At 42.3% G+C, this 22,859-nt stretch carries 17 protein-coding genes; 1 reads left to right on the forward strand and 16 read right to left on the reverse strand.

What is annotated here, in order from left to right; genetic code table 11:
- Window positions 1–26: 26 nt before the first annotated feature.
- The 4 genes from FEM33_RS21675 to FEM33_RS21690 all read right to left on the reverse strand — a co-directional run bounded on the left by FEM33_RS21675 (window position 27) and on the right by FEM33_RS21690 (window position 7,242).
- Complete coding sequence (locus FEM33_RS21675) at window positions 27–3,200, reverse strand: glycoside hydrolase family 9 protein (RefSeq protein WP_229214352.1); 3,174 nt, start codon at window positions 3,198–3,200, stop codon at window positions 27–29.
- A gap of 135 nt (window positions 3,201–3,335) precedes the next feature.
- Window positions 3,336–4,295: a DUF4249 domain-containing protein gene (locus FEM33_RS21680; RefSeq protein ID WP_229214353.1), complete on the reverse strand. Its 960-nt coding sequence runs from the start codon at window positions 4,293–4,295 to the stop codon at window positions 3,336–3,338.
- Window positions 4,296–4,307: 12 nt separating this feature from the next.
- Window positions 4,308–6,728: a TonB-dependent receptor gene (locus FEM33_RS21685; protein WP_139014068.1), complete on the reverse strand. Its 2,421-nt coding sequence runs from the start codon at window positions 6,726–6,728 to the stop codon at window positions 4,308–4,310.
- Window positions 6,729–6,849: 121 nt separating this feature from the next.
- The gene (locus FEM33_RS21690) at window positions 6,850–7,242 is read right to left on the reverse strand and encodes a hypothetical protein (RefSeq protein ID WP_139014069.1); all 393 of its coding nucleotides are present in this window, start codon (window positions 7,240–7,242) and stop codon (window positions 6,850–6,852) included.
- A gap of 266 nt (window positions 7,243–7,508) precedes the next feature.
- On the opposite strand from FEM33_RS21690, the gene FEM33_RS21695 reads away from it, so the two are divergent.
- Window positions 7,509–8,426, forward strand: coding sequence for an HAD hydrolase family protein (locus FEM33_RS21695; RefSeq protein WP_139014070.1), 918 nt, complete (start codon window positions 7,509–7,511; stop codon window positions 8,424–8,426).
- Between the two features lie 2 nt (window positions 8,427–8,428).
- Here the strand turns inward: FEM33_RS21695 and FEM33_RS21700 are convergent, their stop codons facing one another.
- The 12 genes from FEM33_RS21700 to FEM33_RS21750 all read right to left on the reverse strand — a co-directional run bounded on the left by FEM33_RS21700 (window position 8,429) and on the right by FEM33_RS21750 (window position 22,785).
- The gene (locus FEM33_RS21700; protein ID WP_139014071.1) at window positions 8,429–9,220 is read right to left on the reverse strand and encodes a hypothetical protein; all 792 of its coding nucleotides are present in this window, start codon (window positions 9,218–9,220) and stop codon (window positions 8,429–8,431) included.
- Window positions 9,221–9,409: 189 nt separating this feature from the next.
- Window positions 9,410–10,546 carry a YjbH domain-containing protein gene (locus tag FEM33_RS26780; protein ID WP_229214354.1) on the reverse strand — a complete coding sequence of 379 codons (1,137 nt, stop codon included), beginning with the start codon at window positions 10,544–10,546 and terminating at the stop codon, window positions 9,410–9,412.
- Entirely contained in the window at window positions 10,539–11,441 is a 903-nt protein-coding gene (locus FEM33_RS26785) for a YjbH domain-containing protein (protein ID WP_229214355.1), read from the reverse strand. The genes FEM33_RS26780 and FEM33_RS26785 overlap by 8 nt, the downstream gene beginning before the upstream one ends.
- Window positions 11,365–12,408, reverse strand: a complete 1,044-nt coding sequence (locus tag FEM33_RS21710) for a hypothetical protein (RefSeq protein WP_139014072.1) — start codon at window positions 12,406–12,408, stop codon at window positions 11,365–11,367. Before FEM33_RS21710 ends, FEM33_RS26785 begins: the two co-directional genes overlap by 77 nt.
- Window positions 12,409–12,518: 110 nt before the next feature.
- Window positions 12,519–13,883 (reverse strand): sugar transferase, encoded by a 1,365-nt coding sequence (locus FEM33_RS21715; protein WP_139014073.1) that lies wholly within the window; start codon window positions 13,881–13,883, stop codon window positions 12,519–12,521.
- A gap of 190 nt (window positions 13,884–14,073) precedes the next feature.
- Window positions 14,074–15,405 (reverse strand): WcaI family glycosyltransferase, encoded by a 1,332-nt coding sequence (locus FEM33_RS21720; RefSeq protein ID WP_139014074.1) that lies wholly within the window; start codon window positions 15,403–15,405, stop codon window positions 14,074–14,076.
- Window positions 15,406–15,933: 528 nt separating this feature from the next.
- Complete coding sequence (locus tag FEM33_RS21725; RefSeq protein WP_139014075.1) at window positions 15,934–16,509, reverse strand: putative colanic acid biosynthesis acetyltransferase; 576 nt, start codon at window positions 16,507–16,509, stop codon at window positions 15,934–15,936.
- A gap of 58 nt (window positions 16,510–16,567) precedes the next feature.
- Window positions 16,568–17,767, reverse strand: a complete 1,200-nt coding sequence (locus tag FEM33_RS21730; protein WP_139014076.1) for a glycosyltransferase — start codon at window positions 17,765–17,767, stop codon at window positions 16,568–16,570.
- Between the two features lie 107 nt (window positions 17,768–17,874).
- A complete protein-coding gene (locus FEM33_RS21735) occupies window positions 17,875–19,032 on the reverse strand; it encodes a glycosyltransferase family 4 protein (protein ID WP_161597207.1) in 1,158 nt (385 codons plus the stop codon).
- 1 nt (window position 19,033) lies between these two features.
- Window positions 19,034–20,023 carry a glycosyltransferase gene (locus FEM33_RS21740; RefSeq protein WP_139014078.1) on the reverse strand — a complete coding sequence of 330 codons (990 nt, stop codon included), beginning with the start codon at window positions 20,021–20,023 and terminating at the stop codon, window positions 19,034–19,036.
- Window positions 20,024–20,134: 111 nt separating this feature from the next.
- Window positions 20,135–21,160, reverse strand: coding sequence for an acyltransferase family protein (locus FEM33_RS21745; protein ID WP_139014079.1), 1,026 nt, complete (start codon window positions 21,158–21,160; stop codon window positions 20,135–20,137).
- 2 nt (window positions 21,161–21,162) lie between these two features.
- On the reverse strand, window positions 21,163–22,785 hold the full coding sequence (locus FEM33_RS21750; RefSeq protein WP_139014080.1) for a hypothetical protein: 1,623 nt from the start codon (window positions 22,783–22,785) through the stop codon (window positions 21,163–21,165).
- Window positions 22,786–22,859 lie beyond the last annotated feature (74 nt).

Below are 22,859 nucleotides of genomic sequence, written 5' to 3' on the forward strand. Positions count from 1 at the left end.
TCAAATGCGGAAAGCAAGATTGTTGTTTAGTAAATTACTATTTTTTGCGTGTGTACAGGATAATCCGAATGGTTTCTGATATGCAGCATGTAAATACCCGAAGGAAGTCCGGACGCGTCGAGCAGTGTTGCGGCATTCTGTTTCAGTTCCTGATGTTTTAAGGTTCTGCCTTCTTTGCTGATGATTTCAGCTGACAGCTGCTCGTATCTGCTATTCTGCGGAGTTTTCGTTTTTACTTCAAAAACGTGATTTTTGAGTTCACTTACAGAAACCTTTGTTCCGTTACACGGATCAGCTGCAAAAACAGTTCTTGTCAATTCATATTTTCCGTCAAAATCCACTTCTTTCAGGCGGTAGTAATTATTCTGTTCCGGCTGCGGATCTGTGAAGGAATAGGAACGGCTCAGCTTGGTGGTGCCTGAAGCAGTTATCCGGCCTATTTCTCTGAACGTCTGTCCGTCGCTGCTCCGCTGTACGGAGAAATAATCCGCATTGGTTTCCTCGCTTGTTGCCCAGTACAGTTCTACATGGCATTCACTTCGCCTTGCGCCAAAATTCTTGAAGCGTACAGGAAGCGGGCCGTTTGAAACGGAGCTGAAAAAGGCAAAGGATGCAATGGTCACAGCCATTTCCTGAACTGTAAACTCAGCCATTTCCACCGCCTCGCGCACGTCGGTATACCGGCGGAGAACGGGATAAGGGTCATCTTTTGTATAGCCGTAAGGATACCGGTTTGCAGAATCCTGAATGGCAAAACTGGAAGGCCGGTTCATGGTCAGTGTAGCAGCCGGGCCGAAAACAGGCACGCCGGGGACAGGTTCCTGGAACCGGTTTGGCAAAGATGACCAGTGCAGCGGTAATTTTGGTGCATTTTGTCCGATGCCGGTTATAAAACTTCTGGATAACGGATTGTTTCCGAGCGGAATATCCAGCTGTATTTTGGCAAGGTCAAGCAATTCCGGTTTTTTAAGCAAATGGCTGAACATGATGTAATCGAATGCATAACTCTGCGCCATCGCAAAACTTCCGAAGCCGACATAGCCTTTGTAATGATGATATGCGCCGTGATAAGCATGCTTTTTCATGGTCCGGTTAAAATAATTCACCAGTACTTCGGAGTTCAGCTTGTTTTTGAATTCATTCACATGTGCAGCTTCCACAGGAAATGTTGTAGTGGAATACGCCCAGATTGCCTTTACCGTATGCTGCTGCCAGCTCATGGTTGCATGAAACTCGTGCGGTATCAGCTTGTACCAGTTCAGGAAATCCGCATGGTATTTTTCATCACCTGTTGATTTGTAAAGCTCAGCTGCCGCCCACGCACGGTTGTCACGGTCTTCTTTATCCGGGTACGGGCCGGCAGCAATTCCCTTGACATCCACAGGCTTCGAAGCCGCAGGATGTGCCTGCAGAAAAGTCCAGGCTTTTTTGGCCTGATCCAGACATGCATTGGCGTAAGGCAGATCATAAGTTTTGAAATTCCGGTAAGCCATGGCCATGGCAGCAGCAAACATGGCCGTGGATTGCGTTGTTTTTTCAGAAACGTAAAGCGGGTTGGTTTCTTCGCCGGGCAGGCCGCTTGACCAGAGTGCAGGCGTCACTCTGAAATAGACGCCGCCATCAGGTGCCTGCATGTGTTTAAGCCAGTCTGTTTCAAATCTCAGTTCATCCAGCAGATCAGGAATGTTATTATCACTTTCAGGAATGTTGGAAAAACCGTCGGGAAACTTTTTCGGATATAACTCGAAAGCCGTAAACAGAATGAACATGGTGCTGGCCGCGGTAGGAACGTAACGGCCGTAATCGCCGGCATCAAGCCAGCCTTTCGGCATCGGTATTTTTGTTCCCGGTGCATAGTCCGTAGCATTGTTCAGATCGGAAAGGGTGTGTGACGAATGAATTTCAGCCGTTTTGCTCGGCAATCCGTCACGTGCCCAGCTTCCGGCGCTTGATCCTTCCAGCTTTTCTGTCCTTTGAAAATATAGTGCGCGTGCGGTGTGAAAGTAGGGCTCGTCGTAAACGTTGTCAGAAATGGTGAAATTTTCGGAACGGCCGTAGCCGGGAACAAAAAGATGATACTTGCCGGCTGTTGCAAATGCAGAGAAATCCAGCTCAAATACCCGTTCGCCGCTGAAAGTGGAATCCGTTTTCAGAAACTTGCTGTTGCCGCTGAAAACAACCTGCTGTTCGTCATTGATAAGCTGAAAAGGAGGAGGGTTTAATGTATCAATGGGCATAAACCAGGCATCGCCCAGAAAGTTGCCGAGCTTTCCCAGCTTCGGGCTGTCTGGCAGATAGCCAACATGATTGGCTTTTACATTGCCATAAATATCCTTGTCGCTGAAAATGAAAGTGGTATCCAGCACTGTGCTGTTGTCCGAAAGGTCCTTCAATTTATTCGCATGAATGGTATAGGAAACATTATTTTTCAGCGGTTTGTCAAAAATCAGAAAAAGCTCGAATGTGGTAACCGGGCTTCCGGATCCGGGCATGAGGCCGGAGACATAAGCATGCCGCCCGATTTTTACAGGATAAACAACGTTTTTGTAATCGGCATCAGCCTGACTTTCAATACTGTAATTTTTTACGTTGTAACAGTCGGTTGTATCAAATCTTTCACTGACGCGAAGCTTGGCAATATTACCCGCAACCGGCCTGAAATAAACTTTCGGCGATTTTCCGTCGGCAACTTTTATGTTGTCGATAAAAAACTGAAGCTGGCTGACCGCAGAAGTGCCGAATTCCAGAAACTCGATTGAGCTGAGGTTATAGCTCTGCGTTTTCAGAAGTTGCAGCGGAATCCTGACTTCCTTGTAACTGGTCGTAATCAGGCCTCCGCCCTGAATGTAAGGTTCCAGATTTACCCAGTTGCTTTTGGCAAAATAAGTTGTAAACCGCACTGAAGTCATCTGATTGGCTTTATTCGATTTGATAAAAAACCGAAGCTCGTCGAAAGATGAAATATCCGAACGCCACAAGCCGGTACAATTAAAACTGATCCGCGGCGAATGCGCATTGTCCGGTTCCGCCCTGAAATAATAATTGCCTGCATAAGCATCCGGCCCCGAAAGAATGGAGCCGTATGCCTTTGTGCAAGTGGCTGAATTCGCAAGTTCACCGTCCCAAAGCATTTTATCCTGTGAAATGACCGGCAGTGAAAAGCACTGAAAAATCAGCATCAGACAGAAGATATTTTTCATGGAAGTTCATGTTAAGTGTGTGTGTGTTTAGCTAGAGACAATTTCAAGAGCGACGATATATGCCCGATAACAAAAAAAATTACGGATCCTGAAAGCCTGCGGATTTCCGGATTTCAGGATCCGTAAAGTTCCGGGTTACTTTGTGTAGGAATGTTTTAACTGTGCTGCGTTGTAAGCACCGAAGCAGCCAAGCCCGCCTTTTATATTGGTGTAAATCAATGCAGGTTCGGAAAACGGATTGTCTGTATTGTCACTGACTGTCTGCGAACGGAAATATTTATAATAATGCTTGTCTACACTATATATTTCCATGTTAATCGCCGTGATTTTAGTATGAGGATAAATAATGACTTTTTTGCCGTTTGCAGAAGTTTTTTCCTGCTCATGCGGCAAACTTGCCCTTCCGATCGGAGAAGTGAAAACCGAACCGTCCAGCTTGTTGTCACTGATCAATTCATTTCTGCCCGTTTGCCAGTTCCAGTTGAAATCGTATGTTCCTGAAATTCTTTTTTCTGTAAAATCCTGCTTGTCTGTCGCAACCGGAACCGTGTAATCAATGTCCATAAACGCGCTGACCCTGTAATAATTGGTATCCTTCGGGAAATCCTGCCACGTCATTTTCAAGGTTACAGCCGTGTCCTGATATAAAGAATAGCTTCTTATCACCGTATCAATTTCGTAGGATTTTATCACCGGCGTTTGTTTGGGAACCGTACATTGTGCCGTTACGGATCTTTTCCCATCCGAAACAGACAGATAATAAGTTTTTGAAGCTGAAATCGGAAACTTTGACTGCGGTATACTGTACAATTTGTTCTTTGGGTCAAAGGGAATCGTGACTTCATTAACGCCGTCCGAAATCCGCACTGTTGCATTTTCTATTTTGTTTCCGGTTGCGTCTGACTTTGTAAATAAAGGAATGGATTCCGTTACAATGACATTGATATAGGAAAGTTGCGGAGAAATAAAAGAATTCACTACCAGTCTGGATTCACCTTTTGGCAACTTTGCTTCCGGAATGTCGCTTACCATGGTTTCACAGGCAGCAAGCAGCATTGACATTGCAATTACAGCAATGCTTATAATGGATTTCATCTTTTTCATGGTTTAAAATTTGAAGTTGTAGCTGAAAGAAGGAATCACGGGGAACAGAGAATATTTTTTCAGCTTGTTCTGTTTGGTATCAGTATGCCAGTAATTATCTGAACTGCTGTAGAATAAAGGATTCTTATGATTATACGCATTGTACACGCTGAATTCCCACGTACGTTCGTACCGCTTTTTTTTCTTGTGAAACTGAACGGCCAGATCCAGCCGGTGGAATGCTTCCGCACGGAAATTGTTCTTGCTTGCGTACTCCATAACCGGCGATCCTGTTGAATTGCCATTGAAAAGGTTTTCATCCGGATTGTACTGGCTGAAAAACCTGTGATCAATTCTTGAATTGATGGCGCTGTAAATGGATGTCGGCAAAGTAAGTGCGTTGCCTGTTCCGTAAACCCATGTTGCAGACATGGTAATCCGTGTGCTGAGTTCGTAAATTCCTACAATGGAAAGGTCGTGCCGGCGGTCGTAACGCGGATGGAATGTATTGCCGTTATTTAGCTCGGGGAATTTCCAATAAATCCAGGAAAGCGTGTAGCCAATCCAGCCGGAAAGCCTGCCGGTTTTTTTCTGGACGAGAAACTCCGAGCCATACGACCAGCCTTTGCCGGAAGTGACATTTTCTTCCCAGCTTACATCATTCGCATTTTCACCTTCTTCGCTGATACTCATAAACGTGGCGCCTTCCTTATAGCTGAGAATATGATTCATATTTTTATAAAATCCTTCAAGCGTAAAGGTAAGCGCAGGCTGTTCAAGGTCTTTCGCAAAGCCGAATGCATACTGGCTGGATTGCTGCGGAGCAATACGGTCGGTGCTGGTTACCCACAAATCCGTTGGCAATCCTATGCCGGTATTGGATAAAAGATGCACATACTGATTCATACGGGCGTAGGAAACCTTTGCGGAAAAATCGGGAGCCAGCCGCCATGCTGCGGAAAAACGCGGTTCAGGCTGAATATAGCTTTTGCTGCGGGCTTTGAAGTAACTCAGCCGAAAACCTGCATTCATTTTCAACGCATCAAATGGCTGCCATGTGTCTTCTGCATAAATTCCTGTTTCAAGCGAATGAACCGGCTTTTCGTTTGGATCAACGGGCTTGTCGCTGTAAGAACCCGACATAGCCACGGCAGAAGGAGTTGACTTGTGCAGTGTAGCCTGTACCCCGAATTTGATCGCATGTGCTGCCGACGGATAAAAGTCAAAGTCTGTTTTCAGGCTTAAATCCCGTATGTTCGAACTGTAACGCAGACTGGATTCCGTTTCAACGCGATCTGTTCCGGTAACTTCCTTGAAGTAACTGGTTGTGGCAAAGTTGAAATTGGTAAATATGAAAGAAGTGTTGACAAACAGCTTTCTGTTCAGAATGTGGTTCCAGCGCATTGTTGCCGTTGCATTTCCCCAGTTTATGCCAGCATTAGCTATGATATTCGAGCTTTTTTCTTTGATATAAAACTTGTCCTGACCGAGATAGCCGCTAAGATAAAGTTTATCTTTTGCTCCGAGATCGTAATTGATTTTGGCATTCAGGTCGAAAAAATAGTAGCCGGGCCTGAACTGCTCCTGACTGCCTTTTTGCGAGAGTTTGATAAACGGAGCAGCCAGAATATCCAGATAGGTTCTTCGTCCGGAAATTAAAAAAGATGATTTCCCTTTTGACAAAGGCCCTTCCAGCGTTAGCCGCGAGGCAATAAGCCCGATTCCGCCTTCACCGTGCAGCTTGTCTTTGCTTCCTTCTTTCATATTCATTTCCACAACGGACGAGAGCCTGCCGCCGTAGCGTGCAGGAAAACCGCCTTTAGTCAGTTCCACATTTTTGATCGCATCGCTGTTGAATACGGAAAAGAAGCCGAAAAGGTGATTTGCATTGTAAACGACGGCATCGTCCAGAATGATCAGGTTCTGATCAGGCCCGCCTCCGCGCACATAAAGCCCGCTTTGTCCTTCGGTACCTTTCTGAACGCCCGGCATCAACTGCAGACCTTTTAAAACATCCTTTTCTCCAAAGAGCGCAGGCATTTTCTTGATCTGCTGAATCGGGATTTCCAGTACGCTCATCTGCGCCGACCGGCTCACATAATCTTCCTGCTTGCGCGCAGAAACAACGACTTCTTCCAGCTGATGAACGGACGGAAGAAACACATTCAGCTCCGAATTCTTTTGCGCGTGAACCGTGCGAACCACTTTTTCATAACCTACAAGCGAATAGGAAATCGTCACGGAGTCAGAAACGGGAACGGTTAAAGAATAAAAACCGTAATTGTTGGTTACTGCGTTAATGGACGTACCGGGAATATACACATTGGCTCCGGGCAACTGTTCCTGACTTCCCTTTTCCTTTACAAAACCGCTGATTGTTATACGTTCCTGAGCATAAACAGACGTTGATATAAAGAGTAATGTAATCAATATGGATATTTTCATGGTTTTCAAGTGTGTGTGTAGCGCATAGCTATAGTAATCGCATGAATAATAAATTTTAAGGCTTGGCATAAATGGGTTATATTAAGCCTTATTCTAAATTTGACTGAATCAGTTTGGTAGTTTAATGCTTTAACTCAAAAGGAACCGTTTCGCAGACCTTCTCCCCATTTTTCAGCTCGGCGCAAATTTCAAGAATAACATTTTGCTTTTTCTTGACTTCATAAAAGAGTGATTTCTCAATATTTACAACCGGCTTGCTGTCGCATGCGCATCCCAGATTTGCAGATGTCAGCGTATGTTCTTTTTTGTCCCTGATTGTGATTACAGTATTAACTACGGAAGTGTTTTTCGGCTCTATCTGAGCTTTTACTTTAATACTGTCTTTATCCTGAAGGGATTGATTGCGGGTAGGAGAAAGTACCGTAATATACGGCGAATCCAGTTCTTTTTCCTTACATGCAACAAAGTACAAAGTGAAGAAAACAAGCGACAAAATAGCAATTCCAGATTTCATGTCTCAATAGTGTTTAGTTGTATAATGTATTTATCGAAACTTTGGATTGTTCCAAGGATTCGTTTGTATGACCGTCAGAAGAGACCGGTCATATGTTTGCTTTGAAATGTTTTTTACAACTGAATTAATAAATGCACGCAAAAAGGGCTGTCTGTAAAGAGCTTAGGCTACTTGTTAACAATAACTTATTATGGCCGGACGAAACAAAACTGTCAATATGTTTATGTTTAGGCATGATTTTTCAGGATGTGTGCTAAAAGTATATTATGCCGTTAACTAGCCAGCAGAACCAAATAATTTCTGATTTTACAAGCCGCCCGGAGTTTATTGAAAAAGGCGGGCTGATCACCGATCTGGACGGAACTGTGATCCAGCAGCATGAAGGCCGTTATTTTATGCCCGAGGAAGTAGGAGCGGGCCTTACGGAATTGTACCTCAGCAACTGCACGGTTATCATTAATTCCATGCGTTTCCCGTTGTCCGTCATCAATACTTTTGCGAATGACTGGTACGGAATGTCCCATGCTTCCATTCCGCTTGTAAGCCTGAACGGAAGCCAGGCCGGGTATATTCACAAGGAAGAATCCAGCTTTACTTTCGAAGAGGTGATGGCATTTCCGTTAACAGCAGATGAAATCGGGCATCTGATTTCGGACGTTGATGCAATCCTGAACAACGGAAGGAGTGCGCTTGTTTTTTACTATCCGAGAGACTGGAAAAAGGGTGAAATCATATGGACGCCCGTTCAGGAAAAGGTTGACGAAACAAGGGATAAATACAGAAGTGCTTCTACTGTATACAGCAGCAATCTGGATACATTGAAGGAACATTTGCTTGCGGAAGATATCTGTATGATTTTTCTCCTTCCCGTAGAAGTGCAGAGCGACACGCCGTTTCAGCATACGGACCATAAAGATTTTTACTCACATGAACAGGTGAACAAACTCTATGGCGCTAAAAAATTCCTGTCACATCTTGGCCTTGATATGCAACATTTCATAGGCGCGGGTGACACGCCTATGGATGTTTTTCTGAAAGAAGCCGGATTGGTTCTTAAAGTCGGGAAACTGAACCTGAATTTTGAATGCGCTTCCGAAGTAATCGAACTGGAACAGATTATTGATATTGCAGAAGTGTTTACAACCGTTGCCGAGTGCTGTAAACACGAAAGCAAAGCTGCATAACATTACATGGACTGTCCGAAAAGCGCAGCATGCGATCTGATCACCGGCAAAGACTGATGCAGGTTACTGATCACCTGTTGCTTGAAATCATCGTCCGGCAAGTTCTGCGCCTTGTCCAGCAATTCTATGGCCATATTGAAAACCGCTTCCCGGTCCAGGATGATGTCCTGTCCGAATTCGCGCGTTACGTCATCACTAAACCAGGTGTCGATCAACGGCGCATAATTTTCCTGCATCGTGTACTCAAAATCCACATGATAAAACCTGCAGTTCTCGGTAAACGGATCTGAAACAATCATGTTTTTGGGCTTGCGGTCGTTGTCTGCATAACAGATCGTGATTTTGGTCGCGTCATATGCTGCAAGCGTACCCAGGTTATTTCTCAGCTGATCGTCAATCGTAATGTCTTCCAGCACTTCTTTGAGCCGGGTACCGCCTACTTCCTGATTGGACAGGATCATATGAATAATATCCGACTGCGGATCATGATGAAATCCCAGCGCTACCTTGTTCGGAAGGTTAAGTCCGAGCGTTGCCGCATGCAGATAGCAGTAATATTCCTTTTTGGCCTGCATCAAAGTTTCGTAATACTTTGCGTCCTGCCGGTTGTCCTTCTGGTGAATATAATAAGTCTGCGTTAACGAAGAATGAAAAATCTGACGGCGCATGCGGTCAGGCTTCTGGCCGGTATCTCTGTAAATCGGTTTCAGGACTTCGTCCTTTTGATAAGATATGAATTCCTGCCATATAGAAGATGAATAAAAATGATCTGAAAAAGAGGTGTTCACGGACATAAATTGGTGTAAAAAAAATCGGAGCTAAAATTTACGACAAAAATCTGAGGAAATCAGCATTGCAAAATAAAGCACAATAGATTTTTTTGACAGCCACTTTTGGTGCCGGCAGTTTAAGGGGAGAAGTGAGGAAGTCGTCGCATTTGCGGAGCTGAAATGGAAGTATATGCAATCGTTTGGTTTTGAATTTTAATTTAGCTGCCGGTACTGCCGGTTCAGGTAATCCCTGTGATACTGACGCAGCTTTTGGTCCAGCTGATAACCGGTTCTGTACCGTTCCCCTATTCTGTAACCTCTTGTATAGGTGTATTCCCAGCGGAATTCATCCGTCGTACGCAGGCGTGCATGTTTTCCCTGCAGCAGCTTGCCGGGCGGAACCGGAATGGCAAAATTGAAGCCGATCGTTGATCCGTTGGTCGTGCTCATGGCATAAAAACCGATTTCAACGTTTGTGAACTGACGAAACAGCTCTATACGTGCGCCGACATCCCCCGCCAGATAATGGCCACCGGAAACTTTAAAAGTCAGGTCCGGACCGGCAAACCGGTACGATGCGTCTGCGATCAGCAATAATTTATCAAGCCTTTCATTGTAAATGCCGCCGCGCGGATAATAGTAAAAGCCGGTAAGCCCGGTTTCCAGCCCGAAAGACCACGGGCTGCTCAGGTTGGCATGCCGGTATTGTACATTAAACCCGTATTGGTCATTCTGGAAAAATCCTGCGGAAGCGCTGAAGTAGTGATATCCGGAAGCATAAAACTGATTCAGGAAAAGGGGTGCGGGCCGGATATTTTTCGGCCGGCCGTCCAGATCGTTGGTGATCGGGAACAAAATGCCGGCTTGAAGCGACAGGCCGGGCAAAATGTAAAACTGACTTTGAATGGCAACGCTCGTGTTGCTTTGGACCGGTTTTTCGAAATTCCCGAAAATGGCTGCAAAATAGGGTTGTATCCAGAAATCAAGCTTGTAATTGTTTTTCTGAAACGGAAACGTGTTTAACCGTTTCTGACTGTTTCTTTCCGCGGTTGTAAGCGGACTGTATTCAAGTTGTCGGCCCAGGGAATATTTTCCGATAGGTATGCCTTGAAACAAAGGAATAAATGTATTCAGCTCCGTATCGGAAAATGCCTTTTTTGCTTTGTATACGCCGATAAACGGATTGCGGTAAAGTCTTTGCTCATAATAAATACTGCTGCTGGCCGTATCAATCTGTACGTTTTCAAAGTTATTTCTGAGCTTGTCGTTCTTTTCTGAGTCCTGTGCTGCCAAACGGATCGTGCAGTTTAAAACAAGCAGGCAAAAAAGCAGATACGTTCTGTTATTCATGAAGCTTGCGGATCCGGTTTGGAAGTTTTAAAAGGGAGAAATTGTACGAAGTACCGAAAGTAATCTGCTCCGCATTCAGGACTCCGGCCTGCACGATCCAGTTTTTCATCATCACAGCATAGGCACCGACATTGATGTTCCTGGAATCATATTCAAGCATCAACCCGTATTTTTTTCGGAACTGTATTGATATGCCGCCGAACGGGCCTTCAAGGTAATGTTTGTGACGGCTGTATTTGCTTTTCTTTTCAAAAACCAGATTGTCGAACAAGCCGTAATTCTGAAGCGTACTTCCTTTGCGGTACACATGGTACGGACTTCCGTAACCGGCACTGATTTCTGTTGTGATATTCTTGCTGATGGTGAAATTTTTAGTTGCAACAACCGCGTGTGTAAGAAGTGTAGGACTGATGCTGGCAGGATTGGAAACGATCACCGCAAGCGAAGGCTGATGAGGTTTCTCTTTTAAAACAAGATACCTGAAATCGAGCTGCCGGTCGCCAAGCCCCAGCTTTACCGGATTGTCCGATGTACTGAAAAGCTGCAGCATGCTGATGTTGACGTCGAACCTGGGCAGTACGGTCAGGTTCATGTAAAGTACTCTTCCCGGATTGCTGTTGTCTGTGCCGAATCCGTAGTTGCCCGGAAAAAAATGGATGCCGAATGCCATGTTGCCGTCTTCGGTGTAGCGTGCGGCAGGTGTGTAAATGAGTCCGGCTTTGCCTGAAATATTGGTTTGTGCAAAAGAAGGCATTGTAAAAAGCAGTATCAGGAATGATAAATAACCATCCCTGATACTGCTTTTCGTATTTCTGATATTACTGCCCACCGCCCTGATTGTGGCAGCTTTGTGCAAGCGCAGCTCTGGCAGCGCCCGCACTGGTGAGTGCAGCATTGTAAGCTGTCTGAACTGCAAGCGTATTGGCATCACGGGCCGCTTCTGCACTTGCCGTTCCGGCAGTAGTCTTTGCAGTACAAGCCAGTGTATCGGCTTCCTGAAGTGAATTCAGTGACGTGATGTTTTCGATATAGGTGATGTAAACCTGCGTTTTCAGCTGAGCATACAGTTCCGGGTCCATGGAACCCTGATTTTGATCCAGCAGAGAGTTGGCATTATTAAAAGTTTCTCTTTCAGATGCGCGCAGTGCATCGTACTTGGTTGGCAGTGCCGACAGACAGGATGCCTCAGCCGGAGGAAGCAGTGCAATGTCGCTTGCAAACTGAGTTGCCACAGCGGTAAGCTGCGTGTCTCTGGATGCATCCAGCTTGGCTTTTACTTTCTGGTATTCGGCTTCTGCAGCTTCAAGGCAAACGTCACTTACAAGAACGCCTTCATACGAATCAGCGGTTTCAGAGCTTCCGCCGTTTGTACGCTGGCCTTTTATGACAACGCCCTGAACAGTCGGATAAGTAACTTTTGTAAAATAGGCCGACAGAGAAGCATTTGCAGCCGCTTTTGTCTGAATCGCTTTCAGATTAGCTGGAAGTTCGCCGCCTTTTTCCAGCGCTGCAAGCATTTCAGGCGTTACGGATCTTATAGCATTCCTTTCTTCCGCCGAAAGCGCTGTTGATATTACGCTGCCTGCTGTTCTGACGCTTTCCGGAACAACGCCCGTAGTAACCATATCGCGAATTCCGTTATTTACAGCAGCTGCCTGCGCAGACGTTTCGATTTTAGACTCAACGACAACAACCGGCTGTGGCGCAACAAGCGAAACATCAGCAAGTTCAATCTTGTTAATGGCGTCAACCAGATCGGTGCTTGGTGCAAGCGGGTCCGGCTTTTCGTCATCTTTACAGTTTGTCGTCATGAACATCAGGGCAAGCCCGTATGCCAGAAGCGTAATAGTGTTCTTTTTCATGTTCTCAGTTTAAGTAGTTAATAATTTAAATTGTTTAGCAAGTGGAAATAAATTAGTAGAATAATAAAAAACAGTTGATTGAAAATTTTTACAATGCTTAGACAGCTGCCTTACACGCCCCGTCCCGACAGCATCACCTGAACGGTACGGAAAATAAGGTGAACATCATCCAGCAGGCTGTACGACTGCAGGTATTTAAGATCATATTTGAGTCTTTCCAGATTTTTGGCAACGTTGTCTGCATAACCTACATGGATCTGTCCGGTGGACGTAATGCCCGGTTTTACGGTAAGCAGCCTCTGGAAGTCATGCGGCTCGGCTTCCATCAGCATATCCACATCATATTTAAAAAGCGGCCTTGGGCCGACAACAGACATATCGCCTTTCAGTACATTGAAAAACTGCGGCAGTTCATCCAGACGGGTTTTTCTTAAAAATCTTCCTACCGGCGTAATGCGGGAATCCGTAATGCCCTGAGAATGCTTCAATCCCGTTTTATGCGCATCCGTGTACATGCTTCTGAACTTGTAGATCTGAAATATTTCACCCCACTGTCCCGATCGTTCCTGTTTGAAAATGACCGGCCCTTTGGAACTTATCTTTACAGCGGCTGCAATGATCAGAAATACAGGAGCGCCGGCAATAATTACAATGGCCGAAAATGCCAGATCAAAAATCCGCTTGATGGTTTGCTCGTTAACGCTGGAAAACGGTTTCGTATTAACCTGGATAATCGGATAAATATCATGGTATTCAATCTTGGCCATGTTGGTCATGAAACCGCGGAAATCGGGGATCAGCCTGATCTGCGTTTTCTGGCATTCGCCAATCCGGATAATGTCACGGACCTGCTCATCGTTCATTTCGGAAAGGCAGCAGTACAGGTAATCCAGCTTATTATCTTTGACCACAGATTCCAGTGTCTGAGCCTTGTCTCCCGAATTCAGTTCCAGCATTCCGTAAAACTGGTATCCAAGCTCTTTACGTTCGTCGTAGTATTTGTTGATCAGCGTTGCCAGCGATCCTTTGCCTATAATGGCATACCTGTTGTAATTATAACCTGCCCTCCGGCCAAACTGTAAAAAAAGCAGACCGCAGTAACGCACGCATGCAGAGAATGTTACAAACAGGACATAAGTAAGCAGAAACTGCGAGCGCGAGTAATCTTCACCGTTTTTTCCAAGATAAAGAAATGCCATCATCAAGCCTCCATGCAGCATCAGAACCTTGAAAAGCATCAGGATCTGCTCTCTGAAATGAAAGGAAACACTTATGGAAGCATAAGTCCGCAAAACGTAGGTTGTAAATATCCAGACAAGATTGGTTACAAGCAGCAGATTGTTATAATTACTGTCGTGAGTTAAATTCAGACTGTCGAAGCGGAGCAGACAGGCAACGATGAAGGAAACATTCAGAAGAGCTATATCAGTCCACTGAAGTGCCTTGAACAAAATTCCGAAATAGTGAATTTTCATAGATCAGCAACGTTGAGTGAAGTTAATTTCGGCATCTTTCGGTATGCTAGGCAACAAGCGAAAACAATCTTTCCGGGAACAAGATTTACTGATTTGACAAGAATCCTATGATCGTATAAATCAGCAGTCAAAATTGTAGCGGTTAAATTGAAATTGTGTTTTGTTTCGACAGTCAGGGTTTCGGGTTTGTTCAGATTTCCTCGGCTATTTTAAAAGCGGGCTGGGATAAAGCCTGCACTTTTTCGATGCGTTCCGACTGCTTTTCCTGAACCGCCTGCGCCGGTGTCGAGGATTTTCCAATCAGTTCTTTCAGGGATGTTTCCACATGCCGCAGCACCTTTTCCTTACTCAGGAATTGTTCGGCATATTTGCGTGCATTTTTACTGTATTCGGTAAGATCCGTTTTCAGGGCCAGCTCAATGCCGTTCTTTAATGAAGCGGCACATTCGGGCTTGATCAGAATGCCCATGCGGTGCTTGAAAACAATGTCGTAAAGCGAAGTGCCGGGAATGGCGGTAACGATCGGGCATCCGCCGATTGCCAGAATGGCAGACAGTTTGCTGGGCATAACCAGATCAGATGCAGACTGCTTTTGTAAAACCAGATGTAAATCCGCCATGGCCAGCAGCGGCGCGAGCTTGTCGTAAGGCTGCAACGGAAAAAACAGGATATTGGACAGACCGGATTCTTTTACCAGATTTTCCAGCTTTTCTTTTCCGCCGCCGCATCCTACAATGACAAAGACAACATCTTTCTGGTTTTCAAAACTTTTTGCAACATCCACAATGATTTCAAGCCCCTGTTTTTCACCAAGGTTTCCCGAATACAGAATAACCTTTACGTCCTGATTGATACCGAATTCATTTCGGAGCGAATGTATTTTCTGCATCGGGTTAATAACCGATTCATCCACCCAGTTGGGGAACTGGATGATTTTGGAAGGAGATATATCTTTTGCAATGATTTTCCGCTGCATTCCCGGGCTGATTGTAGAAATCGCAGAGCTTGCGTCAAAGATCATTTTTTCCACTCTGAACATCAAGTCCAATCCGCGCTTGTTTTTGATCATGCCCAGATCGCGCGCAGCATCCACCTGCAAATCCTGAATGTGCGTAACGAGCTTGACGCCACGGATTTTGGCATAAATCAACGGCAGAATACTCATGTGAAAAGGCGGTGAAACGCACAGCACCAGGTCGTACTTTCTGCCAAACAGCAGCATTAGCCACACTGGAAGCATCCCAAGCAGGAAAGTAAACTCGTGAATGATCCTTTTGACCGCAGTAACTTTCTTCGGGACGTATAACGGACACCTGTATATGTTGACATTATCAATGCGTTCCTTTACCCACCACTTCTTTTTATAGCCGTCATGAATTTCCCATTCCGGGTAATACGGCAATCCTGTTACGGCTGTCATATCATGTCCCTGACCGGCCAGCCATGCGGCCATTTCTCCTGTGTATTTGCCAATACCTGTTAGTTCCGGAGCGTAATTAATACCGAAAATTAATATCCGCATGTTGTAAAGCTGTTATATATCGTATATCTCATTTAAGTACGAATTTTATCGACCTGGAAGCCTGTTTGCAATTATTGTCATTTTCGATAAACCAATGAACATGCAACAGATTATTTGCTAAGTATTTAAATGCAACTTGTAAAAACATTCTTCAAGTATCCATAAAATAGTTTCTACAACAATGTTACCAAATAATTCTTTTTGCTGCAAACTATTTTGTTAAAATATATTAGCTGATGATGATAAATTAATTTCTTTTTAATGTAGGAAATTTTTGAAATGTTGATAGGAACTGCGATCATGTAAAAAGAGTAATTATATAATATTTAGCAGGATAATTTTCTTTTCGCATGCAACCTGGCGCTAGGCTTTCATCGAAACATCCGATCGTTTTTTTATAAGTTCGGGATAGAAAGAAACCGTATTAAAGACAATACAGATCGGTGATGTTTATGCAATGTGCATTTTGCATAAATGATAATCAGAAGTTTAAAATGGACAGGAATACGTATAAGGCAAAATTCTACATTACTTTTTATAAGCGGTTTTTTCAAGTTCATGTTGATGCAGGCGGTCCTTAACCGGCTTGGCCGGAGAACCCGTGCATATTTTATTTGCGGGCAAAGATTTAAAGACGGACGAGCGTGCGCCAACTACCGTTCCTTTCCCGATTGTAACGCCCGGTCCTACAAATACATCCGTAGCGAGCCAACATTCATTTTCAATATGGATCGGCTCAAAATAAATCGGAAAGTCATTTTTCAGGTAATTATGAGAGCCCGTGCATAAGTAGCTTTTTTGAGAAATGACAACATTGCTTCCTATGTTAATCGGCCCCAAACTATACAATACGGCATGATCTCCAATCCAGCTGTAATCACCAATTGTCACTTTCCAGGGAAACTGCGTATGCATGGAAGGACGAAGAATTACATTTTTTCCGATTTTAGCGCCAAATAAACGCATCAGAAACCTTCTCCATCCGTACATAAACTGAGGTGATGTTTTGAAAAACAAAGCTTGTATGATCCACCAAAGCTGAACGTACCATCCCGGACGACCGCGAAATTCGGGAGGCATTGAAAATTCATTTAAAGACTGCATTATTTTTAAACTCTACAGATAAATGGATAATTAAAATGTGCATGGCAAAAGCCTGATTCTATTGCTGGATACCTTTAAGAAACTGCAATGCAGCCGGCTCGATGGCAAACTGTGTGTTGAATACATTCTTTGCCCTTCGACCCATTTCTTCTTTCTTAACTTCACTGGTTTCAATCCACTTTTTCAGCATGCGGACAACACCATTCAGAGTATCATCTTCTATGATTCCTGCTTTTGCTTCTTCAATTTCGGTCCAGATATTTACCTGATTTGAAATTAAAACAGGTTTTGAACATGCGAGTGCTTCTACAACTGCTATTCCGAAATTCTCCTGATGGGAAGGGAGAATAAATGCATCACATCCGTAAAATGCCCCCCATTTAACATCACCGGAAAGCATGCCGGGAAAGAAAATGTTCTGACTTAACAAAGCACTTTCTGATACCAGCTTGTACAATGGCAACCCATAGCCGGAATCAATTCCCGGGCCTGCAATTACCAACTTCGGCAAAGTTTTGTTCATTGCAATACATTCCTGTAAAACAATCGAGTATGCCTGAATCAATATATCAACACCTTTTTTATAATTGATACGGCTGAGGAATAAAAAGTAAGGAAATTCTTTAATACCGGGACAAACCGACAGAAATGAATTGCGCATTGACTCCGAAAATGAAGGCGGAGACTTGATTCCATAACTTACATTGATTTCACGTAAGGGATGATAAGGCTGGAAAGTTTCACGGGCCAGTTTCAATTCAGCATTACACGTGAAAAGAACGCCATCAGCATGATTAACTACTTTCCCTTCCACAAGTTTCCAGAATATCCAGTTCCTGATTGCCTTCAGCTTTCTGCCTTTTGCTTTCTGAAACCAGGGATCCAGCATTCCGTGGGGCATTACATATAACTTCGGAATTGCAGTTTCGGGACTTTGTTTTTTTAACTGGCTTAATGCTTTAAATGTAGCGTAACTATGATATTGCCAAAGTCCATGTACAATTACTGCATCAAACCGCTGTAAGTTTTCCAGGAGCCAAGGCTTCAATTTTGCATTATAAGACCAGGGTCCGCTTCGTGGCCCGATTGCATGAATAGTAAAAGAATCACCGGAGATAAATCTGGAATTTGGCAAATCCAAAGAAACTACTTCATTGTAGACGCCAAGCTTGGCTAATTCCGGTATAGAATTGCGAATACCCTGGCACGGGCCACCTTCTTTGGGGTCCATGCTCCAAATAACGCGTAATATTTTCATAATTGTTAATATAATATCCCGGTTAAAAGCTCATCTAATAATTCATCAGGATCCGGTAATCGGCAAAAAGTCTGAACGCCGGAATATTCTCTTTGAAAAAGTAATTTTCAGAGCAGGCTTGTTGCGTATTCATCCTTTTTCATCCAGGGCGCTTCGGGCTTAGCTGTTTTCATCCGGTTGTTTAGATGCAAAACAATTTCCTGAAAGTAAGCAGCCATGGCAATGCCCGAAATATTTTTCTGAGCCCAGTTGCGGTTTTTTACTCTTTGCTGAATGGTTAATTTCCCTGCTTTTAAATAATAATCAATTTGATCAGCCAGATCATTTTCGTCCAGACTTTGAAGTACTTTGCCGGTATTGCTGTTTTCCATAATACTGCTTGATCCGCAGAATTTGCTGACCAGGACAGGCGTGCCTTCCATCAAACTTTCACAAACAACTGCTCCCCATCCATCATGTCTGCTTGGAAGAACAAACAAGTCATAATCGTTCATTTTAGACCTTAAATCCTTATTTGATAAAAAAGCAAGCAGACTGAGTTTTCCATGGAGGCCGCTTTCCAACTCTATAATTTTACCGGATTTGATTTCATTTTCTTTAAGGCAATAAAAATCTGCAATGAAGTCATGATTTATTTTGCCGAGTGCATTTATCAGGATATCATATCCCTTTCTGTGGATTAATGAGCCTGCAAACATCAGTTTGAATCTTGTTTCCTGATGGCCTAAGTCCTGCATATTGATGTCTACTGCAGAATTTTCAACAGTGTAAGCCCATTCAAATATTATGTCCTTTTTATATCCCCAGTTTTCAAATTGCGATATTCCGTTTTTGCCGGTTGGCAAGATAAATTCAATCGATGAAGAATATAAGAATTTATGATAGTATCCTCTTAATTGTCTGAGCTTTCCTTTCAATCCTCTGAAATCCAGCGGTTCGGTAAAGATTCCTGTTCTGCAATTGTTTTTTATAGCATGGATAAAAGCCTTCTGCACATTTTCAAATGCTGCAATTCCTGAGAAAATATGAATGCAGTCAGAGCTTTTGTTTTGATCTATAATGTCCTTCCAGTCGTATTTGATTTGATTGAGATGAATAATATTTACGCCTGTAAGCTCGGGTTCACTCCATCCCATTTCCTTGCGAAAACCGGGTAAGTTCATGGTAACGATCAGCGTAACCTCGCCAGCATCCATACCGGCCAATGCCTTGAAAAAAGCAGATTGATGAATACTGTTTGTATTTTGCCAAAAGAAATATTTCATGTTACTCATTGGTATTCTTCAGTATTTCATTGTAAAGGCTGTAATACTGATTGGATATTTGATGTTTTGAAAATCTGGCAACATTTGCTAATCCATTCTGAACAAGTCTTTCACGTAAATCTGCATCCTGTTTAATTCTGAGTAATGCCTCTTTTATTTCTTCCGTACTGAATGGGTTTATCAACAAGGCAGCATCGTGAGCTACATCCGGCATAGCCGAAATATTACTTGTAATTACTGGCCGGCCAATTATATTGGCTTCCAGAATCGGAACGCCGAATCCTTCGTATTCAGATGCAAAGAATAATATGTCACATTTTTTGTAACATTCGTAAACATCAGATCTGCTCAAATCTGTATGCCATTCAAAAGGGATTTTGTAACTGATGAGCAGGTCTTTGATTGTTTGATCCGGTTTGCGGATCAGCAATAGTCTGAAATCAGTGTCTTTTACTGCTTCAATAAGCCTGTATATATTCTTATTGTTTCCGCTGCCGATCTGCATTACGACGGGTAATTTCTGGTCGAATTCTTTATAACTGAATTGGAAATCTTCGGGTGCCGGATTGGGTATAACCCTGATTTTATTTTCAGGTATTTTGCATATCTCAACTAATTTTCTTTTTGTAAATTCAGAAATAGTTGTGATGTAAGATGCTCTTCTCAGCGGAAATGTTAACCAAACCAATTTGAAGATCCATTTTTTGATTCCTTTCAGATCTCTTTCATATCTGCCAACATCATGAACTGTTACAATCGTTTTTTTCTTATCAAGAAACAAGGATATGGTATGTATATCCCCGGTAATATGATTGATGTCGCCCTGGAATTTTGAAGCTTTTATAAACGAATGATATCGCATCCATTTTGATGTACAAACGTAATCTTTATATGCTACATCATCAGGCATACCGCTCTTGATTTGACCAAAGACAGTTTCGATGCTATGAACGCCCTTCATTTTTGGTCGGTAAAAATAAACTAGCTTCATGGCAAAGGTTAATCGTTTTAATTTTAACAGGGTTTATGTTACTGTATTTTATTATTATATCCGGATCTGTAAACAACTTCATTCTATATTAATAATAGAGAACTTTACGCTTTATACAGATCGTTTTTTACCGAGAACAAAGTAAAAATGCTTATTGATTGCCAATATAATTCCATGAAGTAATAACCAAAAGATAATATGCTTCATTAAGAGTAAAAATATTGTCTGATTAAATAGAAGGCTAAGAGATGATAAGCAGATCTTTATCAATTGGTGAATGCCTAATATAATCATTGTGTTACGCCCCAGGTATGTAACAATGACTTTAATATAATTAGTGTCTTTAAGATAAAAGGTCAAATAATAAGAAAGTATAATTGAAAAGAATATCCCTGATACCGCAGATAGATAAGTGAAAATGATGTTGTTCATCCTGTTAAAACACATGTCGAGCCTGCCACTGTTGAGATAACAGAAAAGGATATTGACAGATAAAAGCGCGAGCAAAGTAATAAATTGCCTGTCTGATTGCATTGCATATTTTAAAAAGCTTCGTACGTGATGTTTACCATAAAAGCCTAATGCATAAAATACAATAGCAGTGGGAATAACTTCTGCTTTGTATGGAAAATGTATTCTTCCGATACTGAAATAATATCCCAGCAGGCAAAGAAGTGAAATGATTAAAAATACAAGTATATGCCTGGTACCTAAGTATTTGATGAGTACGGCAAATATTATTTCTGTAAAAAATAAAACCGGAATAAACCAGAGTGCCAGTCCTTTCCAGCCATCATGAACAATCTTAATCACTTCCCTATAAGAACCTATTTCATGAGGAATTTTGGATGTGTTGTTTAAAACAGGAAGTATAATGATAAACAGAATGGAAAAGAATAAGTAAGGAATGAGCAAAGTTTCAACTCTCCTTTTTAAAACCCGGTTCAGATCAATTGTTTTATCACCATTGAATAAATAACCGGATATAAAGAAAAACATAGGCATATGAAAAGACCATATCCACCAAGCCAGGTTCTCAGGCAGATTTGAATGCCCGAATACTACCAGTAAAGCACCAAATCCTTTGAAGAAGTCAATCCAGACTATCCTGCCTTTGCTTTCTTCCAATGCATTCATAATTAAACAAATTTTTTCATTACGTTCGTAATCTTTATCAGAACAATGTAAATCAGTACCAATTGAATCCAGCCTCTTAAAATAAAGGATATGAATGTAGACAGTCCTTCAAAGTTAAAAAGGGTCATGATCATCGGCATGATTGTAAGGGCAGGAACGGTAATATAAGTTGTATTATCAATAGTAAATGTGAGCAGGTCTATAAGCCAGAACAACGGGATCATCACTATGAAGAGTATCAGTAAATACCAGTAATCAAATGCAGCCATTCCTGCTCCGTTAATCTGTGCCTGGCGCTTGCTTTGTAGCCCGTATGAATCGCCGGTGGACAAATAATACAAGTAATCTCCGTAAGATGCTTTATTTATAGATACCTTGTCAAGTTCAATATCAAGTAAATTCAATACAGGTGAAGGTAAAAGACTTGTAATTTGATTGTAAAGGAAATTCCGCATTTTAGCAGTATTCTGAATCCTTTCAGAATGATACAGGCTTAAATCAGCAGCTTTAAGATTAGACAAGCGGCCTAAAAAAATATTATCTACATAATGTTCATCCCAACGTTTGTTCGTAACAACAATTCCTTCCCATCTTTTTCTGGTTTTATCAAGCGCTTTATCATCCATGTAAATATCAATGGTCTTGGTTACTAAGCCCAGAGAAGATGTACTGTTTTTATAAGCTCTTGCAGCAACCATGGCAAGTCCAAGGTCCACGAGCGGTCCTGTCAAAAGGTAAAATAAAACAAGTCCTATAAATATTTTTTTAGGGGTAAATAGTTGAAAGCTAAATCGTTGAAGAAAGAGGCCAAGTAAATAAGTAAAGCCAAGTCCCATGATGACTTTCATGAAAGTGGCTCTGTGATTGGTCATAAATGCCAGTAAAAGAATAACCGCAGAGTAGGCCAGAAATATGGCAATGCTGGACTTTTTAGGGTTTGACCGGGAGTACAGATTTTTAAAGAATAAAAAGTACGGGCAATATGCAAAAGGAAAAAATCCCTGTAACAGTTTGGAAAAACTCGTAGCATTTTCCGATGTGTTATTACCTGTATAATATATATAAAATAAGGATACAAGGCCTATTATGCCCATTGACCAAATTTGAAAATCGCTTGGTGCTGCGTAAAATCCTGATTTGTTTAAAATTTTTCTGATTAATGATTTGCTTGTAATAGTGTTTTGAATATTGACATATACCAAAAAGGAAATAACGACTACCGTAAGCGATAGCATGCCTTGCAGAAAAACAGTATTGGGGATATCCAGATTAAATATAATCGATTTTCCTTCGGATAAAGTTGCAGGTATCGGAAAATAAAAGCTGCAAAGTCCGTAGCCTATAATGATGATAGAAGTTAACGGATATTTTAAGACAATATTTTTTTTTAGTACAAACTTATCTATCAGCATCCAGCCAAATAGGGAATACAATATTCCAAAAGCAACAGTTAATTGCGGAAAGAAAATTATTTCCAAAATACACAGCCATAAAAGAATCTTAGTTGACCATTTTTTGAAGATCAGCAGAAAACTTTCCTGGCTTCCTTCATAATGATCATCATATAAATCATCTTCCTGATGTTCTATTTCATGTATATTAGTATCAAAATTAACTTTCGTCATGGTACCAGATAATTTTGGTTTTTCAGATATTAATGATCTTGATTTGGTATTGCGTCAAGACAGGATTTATAGTA

This window comes from Dyadobacter flavalbus (assembly GCF_006149045.1).
In the GTDB taxonomy this organism is placed as follows: Bacteria; Bacteroidota; Bacteroidia; order Cytophagales; family Spirosomataceae; genus Dyadobacter; species Dyadobacter flavalbus.